Consider the following 15,688-nt stretch of genomic DNA (forward strand, 5'->3'; position numbering starts at 1 on the left):
CCGGGCCGCACCCATGCCCCCCGGCCAGCGCGGATGCCAATGCGCCGCTCATGCCAGCACCTCGGCCCAGTCGCGCCATTGCGCAAAGGGATTGTGCCCGCACTCCAGCACCCGCGTCTCGACCGGCCAGCCCTGCCAGGCGCGGATCAGGTTCTTCAGCGGAAAGATGCGGTCGGCCGCGCCCAGCCAGATGCGGTCGAAACCCGGCACCTGCCCGGCGTCCCAGCCCATCACCGCCTGCAACTCGTCGCGCAGCGCGGCGGGATCGGCGCCCGCGGCGACGGCGCAGCCCGCCCGCCGGCCGAATTGCCGCAGCGAGACCTCGGACAGGTTCGCCGCCGTGGCCCGCACCGTCTCGCGCGGGATGCCCAGGTCGTCGTCGCAGGGCGCCCAGGAACCGCAGGCCGCGACTTTGCGGCGAAAGCCGGCCAGGCCCGGCAGCCGGCAGGCCGCCGCCACGCCAAAGGACCAGGCGACCAGGTCCATCGCCGCGTATCCCCGCGGCCAGTCCGGCAGGGCCAGGTCGCGGTAATCCGACAGCACCAGCACATCCGCCGCCCCGGCCAGGTGCCGGAACGGCGCCGCCCCGGCCGCCCAGCCGGTCAGCACCACGATCAGCTCGGACGCGCCCTCGCGGCGCAGCCATTCCGCCCTCATGGCCGGTCCGCGGGCCAGCCCGCGATCTCGACCATGGCGGCGCAGATGCGCGCCACCTCCTCGGGCCGGGCGACAAAGGGCGGCATGCAGTAAAGCAGCCGCCCGAAGGGCCGCAGCCAGACCCCGCTTTCGCGGCAAAAGCCATGCACGCGCGCCATGTCCAGGGCCTCGCGCAGCTCGATCACGCCGATGGCGCCCAGCACCCGCACGTCGCGCACGCCGGGCAGGCCGCGCGCCGGGGCAAGGCCCTGCGCCAACCCCGCCTCGATCCCCGCGACCTGCCCCTGCCAGGCGCCCTCGGCCAGCAGGTCCAGGCTTGCGCAGGCCACGGCGCAGGCCAGCGGATTGCCCATGAAGGTCGGCCCGTGCATCAGGACCGGCGCCGGCCCGTCCGAGATCGCCTCGGCCACCCGGCCGGAGGCGACGGTGGCGGCAAAGCTCATCATGCCGCCGGTCAGCGCCTTGCCCAGGCACAGGATGTCCGGCACCACCCCGGCGCGCTCCATGGCGAAAAGCGTGCCGGTGCGGCCGAAGCCGGTGGCGATCTCGTCCAGGATCAGCAGCACGCCATGCCGGTCGCACAGCGCCCGAACCCCGGCCAGCCAGCGCGGGTGATAGAACCACATGCCCCCCGCGCCCTGCACCACCGGCTCGATGATGAACCCCGCGATTTCACGCGCTTTTTCCGCAAGCAGCGCCTCGACCGCCCCCAGCCCGTTCCGCGCCGGATCGTCCGTCCATTCCGCGCCGAAGGGGATGGGCGGGCGCGGCACGAAATGCTGCACCTGCAAGGCGGCGCCGAAATGGCTGTGCATCCCGGTCTCGGGATCGCACAGGCTCATCGCCTTCCAGGTATCGCCGTAATAGCCGCCGCGGGCCGAGGCGAAAGCCACCCGCCCCGCCTGCCCCAGCCCAAGCTGCGCCTGCACCGCCATCTTCAGCGCCACCTCGACCGCGACCGAGCCGCTGTCGGAATAGAAGATGCGGTCCAGCCCCGCGGGCAGCATCCCGACCAGCCGCCGCGCCAGCCCGACGGCCGGCCCATGCGTCAGCCCGCCGAACATGACATGCGGCAGCCGGGCCAGCTGCGCCTGCATCGCCGCGACCAGCCGCGGATGGCGATGCCCATGCGCCGCCGCCCACCAGGAGGACATGGCGTCGATCATCCGCGCCCCGTCCGCCAGCGTGAGCCACACCCCCTCGGCCGCCGCGACCTCATGCACCGGCCCCGGCTCGCGCATCGAGCCATAGGGATGCCACAGGTGCCGCCGGTCGAAATCCCGCATCACAGCACCTCGCGGATCGCATCGACGTCGATGCCGGCGAAACCCGCCTCCAGCGTCCCGGCCGTCACCGTCTCCAGCAGCGGCAGCCGGCCCAGGTCGCGCACCGCGCCGATCTCGCGGATCACCCGGCGGCTGTCCTCGGCCTCCTCGCCGATGAAGGCCACGCCCGCCACCCGGCAGCCCGCGGCCCGCAGCGCCACCAGCGACAGCAGCGCATGGTTGATCGTGCCCAAGGCGGTGCGGCAGCACAGCACCACCGGCGCGCCCCAGCCGGCGATGACCTGCAGGTAAAGCAGCCGCCGGGTCAGCGGCACCATCAGCCCGCCCGCGCCCTCGACCACCAGCGGGCCGGCCACCTGCGGCAGCGCCAGCCGCGCCGGATCGATCTCGACCCCCTCGCGCTCGGCCGCCAGATGCGGCGAGGCCGGCAGCCGCAGCCGATAGACCTCGGCCAGCACCGGCCGGCCGGACAGCCGCGCGACGGTCTCGCTGTCGGTCTCCTCCTCCAGCCCGGCCTGCACCGGCTTCCAATAGCTCGCCCCCAGCGCACGGGTCAGCCCGGCGCTGAAGACCGTCTTGCCGATGCCGGTATCGGTGCCCGCCACGATCACCGCACCCATGCCGCCTCCAGCGCCGCAAACAGCGCCGCGATCTCGGCCGCCCCGACATTGCCGGTGACGGACAGGCGCAGCCGCGCCGTCCCCCTGGGCACCGTCGGCGGCCGCACCGCGCGGACGTCGAAGCCCTGCGCCTGCAAGGCCGCGGCCAGCGCCAGGGCCCGATGGTCGTCGCCGACGATCACCGGAACGATCTGGCTCTGCGCCGCGATGCCGCAGCCCCGCGCCGCATCGCGCGCCTGCGCCATGCGCGCCCGCGCGCCCGCGACCAGCGCCGGATCATCCGCCAGCGCCCGCAAAGCCGCGCGCAGCACCGCCGCCGACAAGGGCGAGGGCGCGGTGGCATAGACGAAGGGCCGCGCCCGGTTCACCAGCACCTCGACCAGCACCCGGTCGGCGCAGACCAGCGCGCCCGAGGCGCCCAGCCCCTTGCCCCCGGTATGCAGCGTCACCAGCGCGCAGCCCAACCCATGCGCCAGCCCCCTGCCCTGCGGGCCAAAGACGCCGGTCGCATGTGCCTCGTCCACCACCAGCACCGCATCCTCGCGCGCGGCCAGCGCCGCCAGCGCCGGCAAGGGCGCCAGGTCGCCCTCCATCGAATAGACGCTCTCGACCGCGATCCAGACCCGGCCGCGCCCGCCAGCCGCGCGCCATTCCGCGACGACCCGCGCCGCATCCGCGGCATCGTTATGGGCAAAGCCGCGGCATTCCGCCCGGCCCAGCCGCATCCCCTCATGCGCGCTGGCATGGACCAGCGCATCGTGCAGCACCAGGTCGCCCTGCATCGGCAGCGCCGAAAAGATCGCCTGGTTGGCCTGGAAGCCGCCGCCCATGTAAAGGCACGCCTCGGCGCCAAAGAAAGCCGCCGCCTCGGCCTCCAGCGCCTCATGCTCGCCGTGGTTGCCGCGCAAAAGCCGCGACCCCCCTGCCCCCAGCGCCACGCCGCGCGCCAGCGCATCCCGCGCCGCCCCGGCCAGCAGTTCCGACCCTGCCAGCCCCAGGTAGTCGTTCGAGGCGAAATCCAGCCCCGCGGCCGGCGCCACCCGCCGCAGCCGCCCGCGCCGCGCCAGCGCGTCCAGCGCCGCCCGATGCCGCACAAAGCTCATGCCGCGCAGCCCTCCTGCGACGCGTCCAGCACCTCGGCCCGCAGCCCGAGCCTGGCGAACAGCCGCGCATCCTTGTCCTCGCCGGGATTGCCGGCGGTCAGCAGCGTGTCGCCGACGAAGATCGAATTGGCCCCGGCAAAGAAGCACATCGCCTGCATCTCGTCGCTCATCTCGGACCGCCCGGCCGACAGCCGCACATGGGATGTCGGCATCAGGATGCGCGCCGTGGCGATGGTGCGCACCATCTCGATCGGGTCGAGCTTGGGCACATCCGCCAGCGGCGTGCCCGCCATCGGCATCAGCATGTTGATCGGCACCGATTGCGGCGGCACCTCCAGCCCGGCCAGCGTCTCCAGCATGGAGATGCGGTCCTCCTCGGTCTCGCCCATGCCGACGATGCCGCCGGCGCAGACGTTGATGCCGGCCGCCTGCACCCGCTCCAGCGTCTCGATCCGGTCCTGGAAGGTCCGCGTGGTGATGATCTCGGAATAATAGCGCTCCGAGGTGTCGATATTGTGGTTGTAATAGTCCAGCCCCGCGTCCTTCAGCCACAGCGCCTGGTCCGCGTCCAGCATGCCCAGCGTCATGCAGGTCTCCATCCCCAGCGCCTTGACGCCGCGGATCATCGCCAGCACCGCCGGCATGTCGCGTTCCTTGGGCGAACGCCAGGCCGCGCCCATGCAATAGCGCGTGGCCCCGGCCTCCTTGGCGCGCCGGGCCTCGGCCAGCACCCGCTGCACCTCCATCAGCTTCGAGGCCGGCAGGTCCGAGCCGTTGCGCGCCGATTGCGAGCAATAGGCGCAATCCTCGGGGCAGCCGCCGGTCTTGATCGACAAGAGCTTGGAGCATTGCACGACATTCGGGTCGAAATGCGCCCGATGCACGGTCTGGGCCTGGAACAGCAGTTCCATCAGCGGCAGGCGATAGATCTCGGCGGCGCGGCGCGATTGCTGGGGCATGGATACCTCCCTGAGCCTCATGTGGAGATATCTATAAAACCGGCAAGGCCGCTTTGTTAATCCGTATATATTATCTATTATTTCAGGAACAATCGCCGACTGGCTGGGCGGGCACCCTTTCGCCAGGCAAAAGGGCGCCCTGCCCGCTCAATCGTCCCGTCCCCTTTCCTGGAAACTGGCCGGATCGAACAGGACTTCGACCGACAGGCCGCTGCGGTCCTGGCCGTGGACCTCGTAGCAGCCGTCCTCCATCTCGATCTTGCGGACGGTCCAGCCCTTGGCGGCCAGGTCGGCCCGCAATTCGTTGGCCGGACGCCGCTGATCGTGCGGCACATGGCAGCGGTCATGGGCGACGGCCGGGGTCGCCAAGGCCAGAATGGCCGGGATCAAGGCAACAAGACGCATGATTCTTTCTCCTGCATTTGCGTTTCGTGCCACCGCAATAGCAGGACCGGGCTGACAGCCCGCTTACAGCGCCCGCGGCGCTCAGGGGCCCAGGATGCGCAGCTTGCCGACGCGCCCGTCGCAGCGCTGCACGGCGATGCGCAGCCGCTCCAGCAGATGGGTCTGGACGTAATTGGCATGAAAGCGGCTGGGCGCGAACAGCGTCAGGCAGGTCTCGTTGCGCTCGGCCTCCATCAGCCCGGCGAACCAGGCGTCGAACAGCGCCGGATCCTCCTCGGCCAGCCGGGCGCGCGCCTCGGCCCACAGCCCCTCGGCCGGCATCGGCTCGGGCCGGTGCAGCGGCACGACATTATTGGCCGGCTCGGCCCGGCGGCCGCCGACACGCTCGACGAAATCCGGGCCGATGTTCGGCCATTCCGCCTTTGTATCCAACAGGATACGCTCCAGGTTCAGGCCCAGGACCGACACCCGGCCGCGCGCGCCCTGCTGCTTGATCTCGATCCAGCCAAGGGCGCGCAGCTTGGCCATCTCGCGCTTGACGGTGCGCTCGTCCACGCACCACAGCCGCGCGATCTCGCGCTGGCCGATGGTCAGTTCGTCGCGCTGCCAGTTATAGCGGGTGGTGATCAGCGCCATCAGCCGCAGCACCAGGCGCTGGCGATGCTTGTCGCCGGCCAGCCCATGCGCCATCATGGCCGAGAGCAAGTCGTATTTCTTCGCCGCCGCCTCTCGGCCGACGGCACGGATCACCTGCATGTCTGCTCCTGCGCCCCGGTATTCCCGGCTGCCTTCCATCTGCCCGCCTTGTCCTGCCCGCCGGGCAAGACCGGGATGACGGCGTCGGTTTGCCACCGTTTGAAACGCTTTTCGTCATCCCTTCCGTATTTGCGTCCTGAAATCCGATTCTGTCAAGCGATTCCCCGCCGGCCCGGTTTCCCGGTCCAAATCATCAAAGAAAATCGGTATCAAATGGTATAGGGGGTCATCCAGGCCGTCCCCCAATAGCGACGTTTTGTCCCCCAATCCGGGATGCAACGCGCCAACCCGTCCCCCATTTCCGCGTTAGCGTTCCGGGTTTTGCGGCCCAGGGATTCGCCGGCCGATTCGCCGGGCGATGCAGGAAAACCCCGCAATCTCCGCATCCTGGCCATTCCATTAAAACGCCTTTTGCCAAATGTGCAAATCCGGCGTAAAAGCGAAACGGAAGAAAATCTGCGTCCTAGAAATACAGGCATCCTATGTATACGCACGAAGACCTCGCCAAGCTGCAGGCGCAATCCTTGAAGATGCAGGGCTGGATCCGGCGCCAGACCTTCAGCCCGGCCAATGAAAAGACGCTGCGCCGCTTCTCCAGCTGGGAGGTGGCCGAGCTGATCTTCCGCATCAACCAGTCCACCTTCCGCGGCAAGCTCGCCGCCGAGCCGAACCTTCCCCTCGGGGAAGTCGAGGAGGACGGCCGCCAGCGCTGGTTCTCGCTCGACGAGATCAACGAGCTGCGCCGCCGCATCCGCATCAACCGCAAGACGCTGATGCCCTGGCGGGCCGAGGGCAAGCGCGCCTTCCGCGCCGCCATCGCCAACTTCAAGGGCGGCGCCGGCAAGTCGACCGTGGCGCTGCACTTCGCCCATGCCGCGGCGCTGGACGGCTACCGGGTGCTGGTCGTCGACTTCGACCCGCAGGCCACGCTGTCGCATTCCATGGGCCTGACCGACGTGGGCGAGGACCATACCGTCTGGGGCATCATGGCCCGCGACCTGGAGCGCGAGACCGACCGCATGAACGCCGCCGCCCGCGGCGCCGAGAGCGGCACTGCCCTGCCCCAGCGCAAGCTGCCGGCCTCGATCCGCGACATGGGTCTGGGCATGCTGCGCCCGGCGGACTTCATCAAGCCGACCGCCTGGCCGACCATCGACATCATCCCGAGCTGCGCCAACGCCGCCTTCGTCGAGTTCGCCAGCGCCCAATACCGGCACCTGAACCCGGAATGGACCTTCTTCGGTGCGGTGTCGCGCTTTCTCGACAGCCTGGCGGACGATGCCTATGACCTGATCCTCTTCGACTGCCCGCCGGCCATCGGCTATCAGTCGATGAACGCGGTCTTTGCCGCCGACATGCTCTATATCCCCTCGGGCCCCGGCTATTGGGAATACGACTCGACCACCAGCTTTATCGGCCAGCTGTCCGAGGCGCTGGAAGACCTGTCGCATGGCTTCGAAAACTTCCCCACGGGGAAGATCAAGCTGCCCAAGGCCTTTGCCGACATCCGCTTCCTGATGACGCGCTACGAGCCGTCGAACGAGCTGCACCAGGCGATGTACGGCGCCTTCCAGCAGGTCTTCGGCCAGCACATGGCCCAGCATCCGATCGAGCTGACCCGCGCGGTCGAGCAATCCGGCCGGTTCCTGTCCTCGATCTACGAGATCGACTATCGCGAGATGACGCGCGGCACCTGGCGGCGGGCGCGGGCGACCTTCGACCAGGCCTATGAGGAGTTCAAGTCCCATGTCGTCGCCGCCTGGGACAAGCTGGAGGGCGAGGCATGAGCCGCAAGCGCCGCATGTTCGAGATCGAGATGCCGGACGAGCCCGCCGCGGCCGTGCCGGAAACCTTCCCCGCGGGGAAGGAGGAAAAGGAGCATCGCCGCGGCCCGATGGCCACCGCCATCACCGAGACCGCCGAATCCACCCGCGACCGCGCGCGGCTGGAGGCGCAGATCCGGGCCGAGAACGATGCGCTGGCGCAGGAACATGTGCGGTTGAAGCGCGCCGGGCTGATCACCGACCTGATCCCGCTGGACGCCATCGACGCGCAGAAGCTGATCCGCGACCGCGCCGCCGGGCCGGATTACGAGCTGACCGAGCTGGTCGAGTCGATCCGCGACATCGGCCTGTCGAACCCGATCCGGGTCGAGCCGGCCGAGGACGGCCGCTATGAGCTGATCCAGGGCTGGCGCCGGCTGTCGGCCTATCGCCAGCTGCTGGAAGAGACGGGCGACGTCGAGAAATGGGGCCGCATCCCGGCCGGTATCGCGGCGCGCGGCGACGAGCTGGAGCGGCTATACCGGCGCATGGTCGACGAGAACATGGTGCGCAAGGACATCTCGTTTGCCGAGATGGCGCAGCTGGCGCTGCATTACGCCATGGACCCCGTGACCGAGGAGAACGACCCCGAGAAGGCGGTGGCGATCCTGTTCAAATCCGCCGGCTACCAGAAGCGCAGCTATATCCGCAGCTTCATCCGGCTGGTCGAGGCCCTGGGCGATGCCTTGCTTTACGCGCCCGACATCCCGCGCGCGCTGGGGCTGGCGCTGGCGCAACGGCTGGACGAGGTGCCGGGCACGGCGGCCGCGATCCGGGCCGAGCTGAAGAACTGGGATTCGCGCTCGGTCAAGGACGAGCTGGAGCTGCTGCGCCGCTATGCCGGGCTGGCGGGCGACGAGGAATCGCCGGCCGCCGCGCCGCGCAGCACCACGCCGACCGTCCCCGCGGGGAAGGCCCGCATCAGCTTCCAGATCCAGCGGCCGCAGGGCAGCGCCAAATGCACCGCCTCGAACGGGCGGCTGGAGATCCGGCTGCCGCGCGACTTCTCGGCCGTGGACCGGCGCAAGCTGGAGGCGGCGGTGCGGGTGATGCTGGAGAGCCTGGATTGACCTTCCCCGCGGGGAAGGTCCGGCCCCCGCCGCGGGCCTTTCGGGGCCGGCCAGGGGCATCGGGGCAGGGGGGGTGAACGCCCCCTCTTCCAGTGATCCGCAAAATGGGGTTATTCTGCGGATAAGGCTGCTTGCAGGTCGGGAAACATGCCATCCGCTTCGGACATAGAATATCACGGAAAATCGGTCGCGCACCAGTTTTTTGATGCCTCGGCGTGGTTTTCCGCCGAGGCCGGGCAGGCCGCGGAACTGGCCCGCGCCGCATTCGCGCTGGGGCGGCTGGAGGGCGTGGTCGCGGCGCTGGAGCCCGAGGCGCGGGCCGGCGCCAACCGCCGGCTGGCGCTGATCGAGGTCGAGGCGATGCTATGGGCGCAGGGCACGCCCTTGCGCCGCGAGGAGATCGGCCGCGACCTGATGGAGGCGCGGGCCGGCGCCGACCTGGAGGCGATGCGGCTGGCGCGCTGGGGCATCCGCCGGCTGGAGGGGCAGGGCGATGCGCGCGACCTGCGCGGCTTCCTGGGGCTGCACCGGGCCGCGGTTTCCGGGCTGGACGAGCTGCTGGCGACGCGGCCGACGGGCCGGGATTTCGACGCGGCGGTGGCCGAGTTCCGCGACCTGGCCGGGCAGGTCGCGGGGCTGTCGCCGCTGGTCAGGGCGGCGGCGCTGCGGGTGCTGTGGCGGCTCTGCGGGCTCTCGGCGCCCGAGATGCTGGCCGAGCCCGCGACCTGGACCGCGCGCGACATGGCCGAGGGCTGCGAGGCGCTGCGCTTCGTGCCGCTGGGCCGGCATGGCCGCGGGGTCTGGGTCGATGGCGGCAGCCCGGCCGAGCGCATGGCGCGGCATCTTGCCGCAGTCACCGCCGGGATCCAGGATGCGCGGCACGAGCTGGCGCGGGTGGCCGACTGGCAGGCCCGCGCGCTGGAGGCGATGGCCGGGGTCAAGGGCGAGAACGCCGGCCGGGTGATCCGGGCGCTGGCGGCGCATCCCTTGCTGAACGCGGCGATGCTGGAGGAAAGCGCCGGCATCAGCCGCGACACCGCCGAGCGGATGCTGTCGCGGATGAAGGCGCTGGGTCTGGCGCGCGAGATCACCGGCGGGCGGCGGTTCCGGCTGTGGATGCTGGCGGGCTGAGCGCGTCGCGGCGGAAGGCGGCCGGCGTGGTGCCGGCGATCTTCAGGAAGGCGCGGTGGAAGGCGCTGGGTTCGCCATAGCCCAGGCGGGCGGCGATCTCGGCCACGCTGAGGTCGGTGTCGCGCAGAAGCTGGCGGGCGCGCATCAGCCGGATCTCGGCGCGGATGGCGGCGAAGCCCTGGCCCTCGGCCCGCAATCGGCGGCGCAGGGTGGCGGGGGACAGGCGCAGCTCGGCGGCGAGGCGGTCGAAATCCGGCCAGTCCTCGGGCGCGGCGGCGCGCAGCCGGGCGCGGATGCGCGCGGAAAGCCCCTGGTCGTGGCGATAGCGCAGAAGGATGTTGGCGGGCGCGCCGCGCAGGAAGCCTTCCAGCGCCTTTTCGCTGCGGATGGTGGGCAGGGCGAGGTAGCTGGCGGCAAAGGTCAGCCGGCTGGCGGGCTGGCCGAAATGCACCGGCGCGCCGAAGAACTGGTGGTAGTCGCGGCGGTTCTCCGGCGCGGGGCAGGCGAAATCCACCTGCATCAGCGGGATGCGGCGGCCGATCAGCCAGCACATGACGCCCAGCAGGATCAGCCAGTAGGTGCGATAGGCGAAGGCGCGGCGCGGCGGGCCGGCGTCGCGCAGCACGATCTCGGCCTGGCCGTCGCGCAGGCGCAGGGTGCCGGTGGGGTCGTCGAGCGTGACCGACAGGAACAGCAGCGCCCGGCGCAGGGCGCGCTCCAGCGTGCCGGCATGCAGCGCCGCCTGGCAGAGCAGCTGGAAGCTGCCGGGGCGCATGGGGCGGGCGGCCTCGTCGAAGAACTCGTCGCGGATGCGGTCGGCGATGGCGAGCCAGAGCTTGCCGTATTGCAGGTTCGAGACCGGCTCGCCCAGGGCCGGGATGCCGGATTGCGCCAGGAGCGGCGCGGGGTCGATGCCGCGGCGGTGAAGGCAGTCCAGCGCGTCCTCGACGAAGCCGGGGGTGATGGTGCGGCGTTCCATGGCGCCCCTTGTTGCAAAACCGATCAGATATTCTGGCCGCCAATGGCATTGTTTGCAATGTCGCCGGCGCTAAGCTGCCGCCGAACTCGGGGAAACCGCGTCATGCGGGAGAGTTGAGGAGGAGAGACATGTCTGCGACCACCCTGTCCCGGACGCGCTATGACGAGGCCGTGGCGCGGTTCCGTATCGAGGACGCCATCGCCGGGCTGCGCGGCGACCTGGAGACCGGGCTGAACGCCTGCGTCGAATGCTGCGACCGCCATTGCGGCGCGAACCGGGTGGCGCTGCGCTGCCTGTCGCCGGACGAGGCGCTGACGGAATACACCTTCGAGGACCTGCGCGGCATGGCGGCGCGGGCGGCGAACCTGATGCGCGACAAGGGCATCCGGCCGGGCGACGTGGTCGCCGGGCTGTTGCCGCGCACGGTCGAGCTGGTCGCCACGGTGCTGGGCGCCTGGCGGCTGGGCGCGGTCTACCAGCCGCTGTTCACCGCCTTCGGCCCCAAGGCGATCGAGCATCGGCTGAGGACCAGCGGCGCCAAGCTGGTGGTGACGAATGCCGCCCAGCGGCCCAAGCTGGACGAGGTCGAGGACTGCCCGCTGGTCGCCGTGCTGCGCGGCGACGGGCCGCTGGCGCCGGGCGACGTGGATTTCCGCGAGGCGCTGGCCATGGCCTCGGACGCGTTCGAGCCGGTGATGCGGCGCGGCGAGGATCTGTTCATGATGATGTCCACCTCGGGCACCACCGGCCTGCCCAAGGGGGTGCCGGTGCCCTTGCGGGCGCTCTTGGCCTTTGGCGCCTATATGCGCGATGCGGTGGACCTGCGCGAAAGCGACGTGTTCTGGAACATCGCCGATCCGGGCTGGGCCTATGGGCTGTATTACGCGCTGACCGGGCCCTTGCTGCTGGGGCAGGCGACGATCTTCTACGAGGGCGGCTTTACTGCCGAGACCACCTATCGCATCATCCAGCGCATGGGGGTGACGAGCCTTGCCGGCTCGCCCACCGCCTATCGGCTGCTGATCGCGGCGGGGCCGGAGGCGGCCGCGGCGGTCAAGGGGCAGCTGCGGGTGGTCAGTTCCGCCGGCGAGCCGCTGAACCCCGAGATCATCCGCTGGTTCGCCGAGCATCTGGCGGTGCCGATCCATGACCATTACGGCCAGACCGAGATGGGCATGTGCGTGAACAACCATCACGGGCTGGAGCATCCGGTGCGTCCGGGCTCGGCCGGCCTCGCCATGCCGGGCTATCGCGTGGTGGTGCTGGACGATGCGGGCTGCGAACTGGGGCCGAACCAGCCGGGCGTGCTGGCCATCGACATGAAGCGTTCGCCGCTGATGTGGTTTTCGGGCTACCTGAACCAGGCGACGCCGGCGCTGGCGGGGGGCTATTACCGCACCGGCGATTCGGTGGAGTTCGAGCCGGACGGGTCGATCAGCTTCATCGGCCGGTCGGACGATGTGATCACATCCTCGGGCTATCGCATCGGCCCCTTCGACGTGGAAAGCGCGCTGATCGAGCATCCTGCCGTGGTCGAGGCGGCGGTGGTCGGCGTGCCCGACCCCGAGCGGACCGAGGTGGTGAAAGCCTTCGTGGTGCTGGCCAAGGGCGTCGAGGGGACCGAGGCGCTGCGCGAGGAACTGGCGCAGCACGTGAAGAAACGCTTGTCGGCCCATGCCTATCCCCGGATGATCGAGTTTGTCGCCGACCTGCCGAAGACGCCGAGCGGCAAGATCCAGCGCTTCATCCTGCGCAAGGCGGAAGTCGAGAAACTGGCGCAGAGGTAGGGGGATACCATGCAGATCGAGAACAGGGTTTTTGTGATCACAGGCGCCGGCTCCGGCCTGGGCGCGGCGGTGGCGCGCATGGCGGTCGGCGCGGGTGCGCGGGCGGTGCTGCTGGACGTCAATGCCGAGGCCGGTGCGGCGATGGCGGCGGAACTGGGCGCGGCGGCGCGTTTCGTCAGGACCGACGTGACCAGCGGCCCGGAGGGCGAGGCGGCCATCGCCGCGGCGCTGGAGGCTTTCGGCCGGATCGACGTGGCGGTGAACTGCGCCGGCGTGGCTCCGGGCGAGAAGATCGTCGGGCGCGAGGGACCGCATGGGCTGGAGAGCTTTGCCCGCGCCATCCAGATCAACCTGGTGGGCACGTTCAACATGCTGCGGCTGGCCGCCGATGCCATGGCGAAGAACGCGCCGGGCGAGGGCGGCGAGCGCGGGGTGATCGTCAACACCGCCTCGATCGCGGCCTATGACGGGCAGATCGGGCAGGCGGCCTATGCGGCCTCGAAGGGCGGCGTCGCGGCGCTGACCCTGCCGTCGGCGCGGGAACTGGCGCGGCACGGCATAAGGGTGATGACCATCGCGCCGGGCATCTTTGCCACGCCGATGATGGCCGGGCTGCCGCAGGAGGTGCAGGACAGCCTGGGCGCCAACGTGCCTTTCCCGCCGCGGCTGGGCAATCCTGCGGAATATGCGGCGCTGGTGCGCCATATCGTCGAGAACCAGATGCTGAACGGCGAGGTCATCCGGCTGGACGGCGCGCTGCGCATGGCGCCGAAATAAGGCCGCCGAAATAGGGGAGAGTCATCATGAGCACCGATCCGATTGTCATCACGGGCGCGGCCCGCACGCCGATGGGCGGCTTCCAGGGCGATTTCGCCGGGGTCGAGGCCGCGGCGCTGGGCGCGACCGCGATCCGCGCCGCGCTGGGCGGCCTGGACCCGCAGGCGGTGGACGAGATCATCATGGGCTGCGTGCTGCCCGCCGGCCAGGGCCAGGCCCCGGCGCGGCAGGCGGCGCTGGGCGCGGGCCTGCCCCTGGGCGCGGGGGCCACGACCGTCAACAAGATGTGCGGCTCGGGCATGAAGGCGGCGATGCTGGGCCATGACCTGATCCTGGCCGGCTCGGCCGATGTCGTGGTCGCGGGCGGCATGGAAAGCATGTCGAACGCGCCCTATCTGCTGCCGAAGGCGCGCTCGGGCTATCGCATGGGCCATGGGCAGGTCATGGACCACATGTTCCTGGACGGGCTGGAGGATGCCTATGACAAGGGCCGGCTGATGGGCACATTCGCCGAGGATTGCGCCGAAGCCTATCAGTTCACACGGCAAGCGCAGGACGAGTTCGCGATTTCCTCGCTGACCCGCGCGCAGAAGGCGATTGCCGCCGGGCATTTCGCGGGCGAGATCGCGCCGGTGACGGTCAAGGGCCGCGGCGGCGAGGTGGTGGTCGATACCGACGAGCAGCCGGGCAAGGCACGGCTGGACAAGATCCCGACGCTGAAGCCGGCCTTCCGGCCGGGGGGCACGGTGACGGCGGCGAACAGTTCCTCGATCTCGGACGGGGCGGCGGCGCTGGTCTTGATGCGGGCCTCCGAGGCCGAGCGGCGCGGGCTGGTGCCGCGGGCGCGGATCGTCGGGCACGCGACCTTTGCCGACAAGCCGGGGCTGTTTCCGACCGCGCCCATCGGTGCGGTCCGGCGGTTGCTGGAGCGGACCGGGACGGCGCTTTCAGACTATGATCTGTTCGAGGTGAACGAGGCTTTCGCGGTGGTCGCCATGGCGGCGATGCGCGATCTGGGCCTGTCGCATGAGGCGGTGAATATCCATGGCGGCGCCTGCGCGCTGGGCCATCCCATCGGCGCGTCGGGTGCGCGGGTGCTGGTCACGCTGCTGGCGGCGCTGGAGACGCATGGCGGCCAGCGCGGCATCGCCACGCTTTGCATCGGCGGGGGCGAGGCGACGGCGGTCGCCATCGAGAGGATGCAATGATGCTGACCGAGGAACAGGAGCAGATCCGCGACGCCGTGCGCGACTTTGCGCAAGAGCGGCTGGCGCCGGGGGCGGCGGCGCGCGACCGGGCGCATGAATTTCCGCGCGCCGAGCTGACCGAAATGGGCGAACTGGGGTTCCTGGGCATGCTGGTGCCCGAGGAGCATGGCGGGTCGGAGACCGGCACGGTCGCCTATGCGCTGGCGCTGGAGGAGATCGCGGCGGCGGACGGGGCGTGCTCGACCATCATGTCGGTGCATAGCTCGGTCGGCTGCGTGCCGATCCTGCGCTTCGGCACCGAGGAGCAGAAGGCGCGCTTCCTGCCCAGGATGGCGAGCGGCGAATGGATCGGCGGCTTTGCGCTGACCGAGCCGCATGCCGGCTCGGACGCGTCGAACCTGCGCACGCGGGCGCGGCGCGAGGGCGGGTATTATGTCATCGACGGCAGCAAGCAGTTCATCACCAGCGGCAAGAACGGCTCGGTGGTGATCGTCTTTGCCGTGACCGATGCGGCGGCGGGGAAGAAGGGGATTTCCGCCTTCATCGTGCCGACGGATACGCCGGGCTACGAGGTCGTCTCGGTCGAGCACAAGCTGGGGCAGCATTCGTCGGACACCTGCGCGCTGGCGTTCAGCGGGATGCGGGTGCCGGTCGAGAACCGGCTGGGCGAAGAGGGCGAGGGCTACCGGATCGCGCTGTCGAACCTGGAGGGCGGGCGCATCGGCATCGCCGCGCAGGCGGTCGGCATGGCGCGCGGCGCCTATGAGGCGGCGCTGGCCTATGCGCGCGAACGCATCACCTTCGGCCGGCCGATCATCGAGCATCAGGCGGTGGCCTTCAAGCTGGCCGACATGGCGGTGCAGATCGACGCGGCGCGGCTGATGGTGCTGCGCGCGGCGCAGTTGCGCGAGGCGGGCAAGCCCTGCCTGACCGAAGCCAGCATGGCCAAGCTCTTCGCCTCGGAAATGGCGGAGAAGGTCTGTTCGGCGGCGATCCAGATCCATGGCGGCTACGGCTACCTGGCCGACTATCCGGTCGAGCGCATCTATCGCGACGTGCGCGTGACCCAGATCTACGAAGGGACGAGCGAGGTGCAGCGCCTCGTCATCGCCCGCAACCTGTGAGGG

The 15,688-nt window shown here is 70.3% G+C and carries 15 protein-coding genes; 7 read left to right on the forward strand and 8 right to left on the reverse strand.

The annotated features are described in order from the left end of the window. Nucleotides 1–48: 48 nt before the first annotated feature. From E3U25_RS10030 to E3U25_RS10060, 7 genes are all read right to left on the reverse strand, one after another. A complete protein-coding gene (locus E3U25_RS10030) occupies nucleotides 49–657 on the reverse strand; it encodes a pimeloyl-ACP methyl esterase BioG family protein (protein ID WP_116220500.1) in 609 nt (202 codons plus the stop codon). After that, complete coding sequence (bioA, locus tag E3U25_RS10035; RefSeq protein WP_116220499.1) at nucleotides 654–1,943, reverse strand: adenosylmethionine--8-amino-7-oxononanoate transaminase; 1,290 nt, start codon at nucleotides 1,941–1,943, stop codon at nucleotides 654–656. The genes E3U25_RS10030 and bioA overlap by 4 nt, the downstream gene beginning before the upstream one ends. After that, complete coding sequence (bioD, locus tag E3U25_RS10040) at nucleotides 1,943–2,563, reverse strand: dethiobiotin synthase (RefSeq protein WP_072462111.1); 621 nt, start codon at nucleotides 2,561–2,563, stop codon at nucleotides 1,943–1,945. Before bioD ends, bioA begins: the two co-directional genes overlap by 1 nt. After that, nucleotides 2,551–3,666, reverse strand: coding sequence for an aminotransferase class I/II-fold pyridoxal phosphate-dependent enzyme (locus E3U25_RS10045; protein WP_116220498.1), 1,116 nt, complete (start codon nucleotides 3,664–3,666; stop codon nucleotides 2,551–2,553). The genes bioD and E3U25_RS10045 overlap by 13 nt, the downstream gene beginning before the upstream one ends. Further along, nucleotides 3,663–4,625 (reverse strand): biotin synthase BioB, encoded by a 963-nt coding sequence (gene bioB / locus E3U25_RS10050; protein ID WP_181180863.1) that lies wholly within the window; start codon nucleotides 4,623–4,625, stop codon nucleotides 3,663–3,665. The genes E3U25_RS10045 and bioB overlap by 4 nt, the downstream gene beginning before the upstream one ends. Before the next feature lie 147 nt (nucleotides 4,626–4,772). Next, nucleotides 4,773–5,030, reverse strand: a complete 258-nt coding sequence (locus tag E3U25_RS10055) for a PepSY domain-containing protein (protein ID WP_072462108.1) — start codon at nucleotides 5,028–5,030, stop codon at nucleotides 4,773–4,775. A gap of 81 nt (nucleotides 5,031–5,111) precedes the next feature. Further along, nucleotides 5,112–5,786, reverse strand: a complete 675-nt coding sequence (locus E3U25_RS10060; protein WP_072462107.1) for a DnaA N-terminal domain-containing protein — start codon at nucleotides 5,784–5,786, stop codon at nucleotides 5,112–5,114. A gap of 482 nt (nucleotides 5,787–6,268) precedes the next feature. On the opposite strand from E3U25_RS10060, the gene E3U25_RS10065 reads away from it, so the two are divergent. The 3 genes from E3U25_RS10065 to E3U25_RS10075 all read left to right on the forward strand — a co-directional run bounded on the left by E3U25_RS10065 (nucleotide 6,269) and on the right by E3U25_RS10075 (nucleotide 9,810). Then, complete coding sequence (locus E3U25_RS10065; RefSeq protein WP_036759868.1) at nucleotides 6,269–7,573, forward strand: AAA family ATPase; 1,305 nt, start codon at nucleotides 6,269–6,271, stop codon at nucleotides 7,571–7,573. Further along, nucleotides 7,570–8,679 (forward strand): ParB/RepB/Spo0J family partition protein, encoded by a 1,110-nt coding sequence (locus E3U25_RS10070; RefSeq protein WP_036759866.1) that lies wholly within the window; start codon nucleotides 7,570–7,572, stop codon nucleotides 8,677–8,679. Before E3U25_RS10065 ends, E3U25_RS10070 begins: the two co-directional genes overlap by 4 nt. Nucleotides 8,680–8,826: 147 nt before the next feature. Continuing rightward, on the forward strand, nucleotides 8,827–9,810 hold the full coding sequence (locus tag E3U25_RS10075) for a Fic family protein (RefSeq protein ID WP_116220496.1): 984 nt from the start codon (nucleotides 8,827–8,829) through the stop codon (nucleotides 9,808–9,810). Here the strand turns inward: E3U25_RS10075 and E3U25_RS10080 are convergent. Next, complete coding sequence (locus E3U25_RS10080; protein WP_116220495.1) at nucleotides 9,767–10,789, reverse strand: AraC family transcriptional regulator; 1,023 nt, start codon at nucleotides 10,787–10,789, stop codon at nucleotides 9,767–9,769. The two genes, E3U25_RS10075 and E3U25_RS10080, sit on opposite strands and share 44 nt — an antisense overlap. 128 nt (nucleotides 10,790–10,917) lie before the next feature. Between E3U25_RS10080 and E3U25_RS10085 the strand changes: the two genes are divergently transcribed. The 4 genes from E3U25_RS10085 to E3U25_RS10100 are packed head-to-tail and all read left to right on the forward strand — an operon-like array spanning nucleotide 10,918 to nucleotide 15,685. Beyond that, a complete protein-coding gene (locus E3U25_RS10085; protein ID WP_116220494.1) occupies nucleotides 10,918–12,576 on the forward strand; it encodes an acyl-CoA synthetase in 1,659 nt (552 codons plus the stop codon). A 9-nt stretch (nucleotides 12,577–12,585) separates the two neighbouring features. Further along, nucleotides 12,586–13,353, forward strand: a complete 768-nt coding sequence (locus E3U25_RS10090; protein WP_116220493.1) for an SDR family NAD(P)-dependent oxidoreductase — start codon at nucleotides 12,586–12,588, stop codon at nucleotides 13,351–13,353. 23 nt (nucleotides 13,354–13,376) lie between these two features. Next, on the forward strand, nucleotides 13,377–14,561 hold the full coding sequence (locus E3U25_RS10095; RefSeq protein WP_281029282.1) for an acetyl-CoA C-acyltransferase: 1,185 nt from the start codon (nucleotides 13,377–13,379) through the stop codon (nucleotides 14,559–14,561). Next, the gene (locus E3U25_RS10100; protein ID WP_116220491.1) at nucleotides 14,558–15,685 is read left to right on the forward strand and encodes an acyl-CoA dehydrogenase family protein; all 1,128 of its coding nucleotides are present in this window, start codon (nucleotides 14,558–14,560) and stop codon (nucleotides 15,683–15,685) included. The genes E3U25_RS10095 and E3U25_RS10100 overlap by 4 nt, the downstream gene beginning before the upstream one ends. Nucleotides 15,686–15,688 lie beyond the last annotated feature (3 nt).

The organism is Paracoccus versutus, from assembly GCF_029909795.1.
Classification (GTDB): Bacteria; Pseudomonadota; Alphaproteobacteria; order Rhodobacterales; family Rhodobacteraceae; genus Paracoccus; species Paracoccus versutus.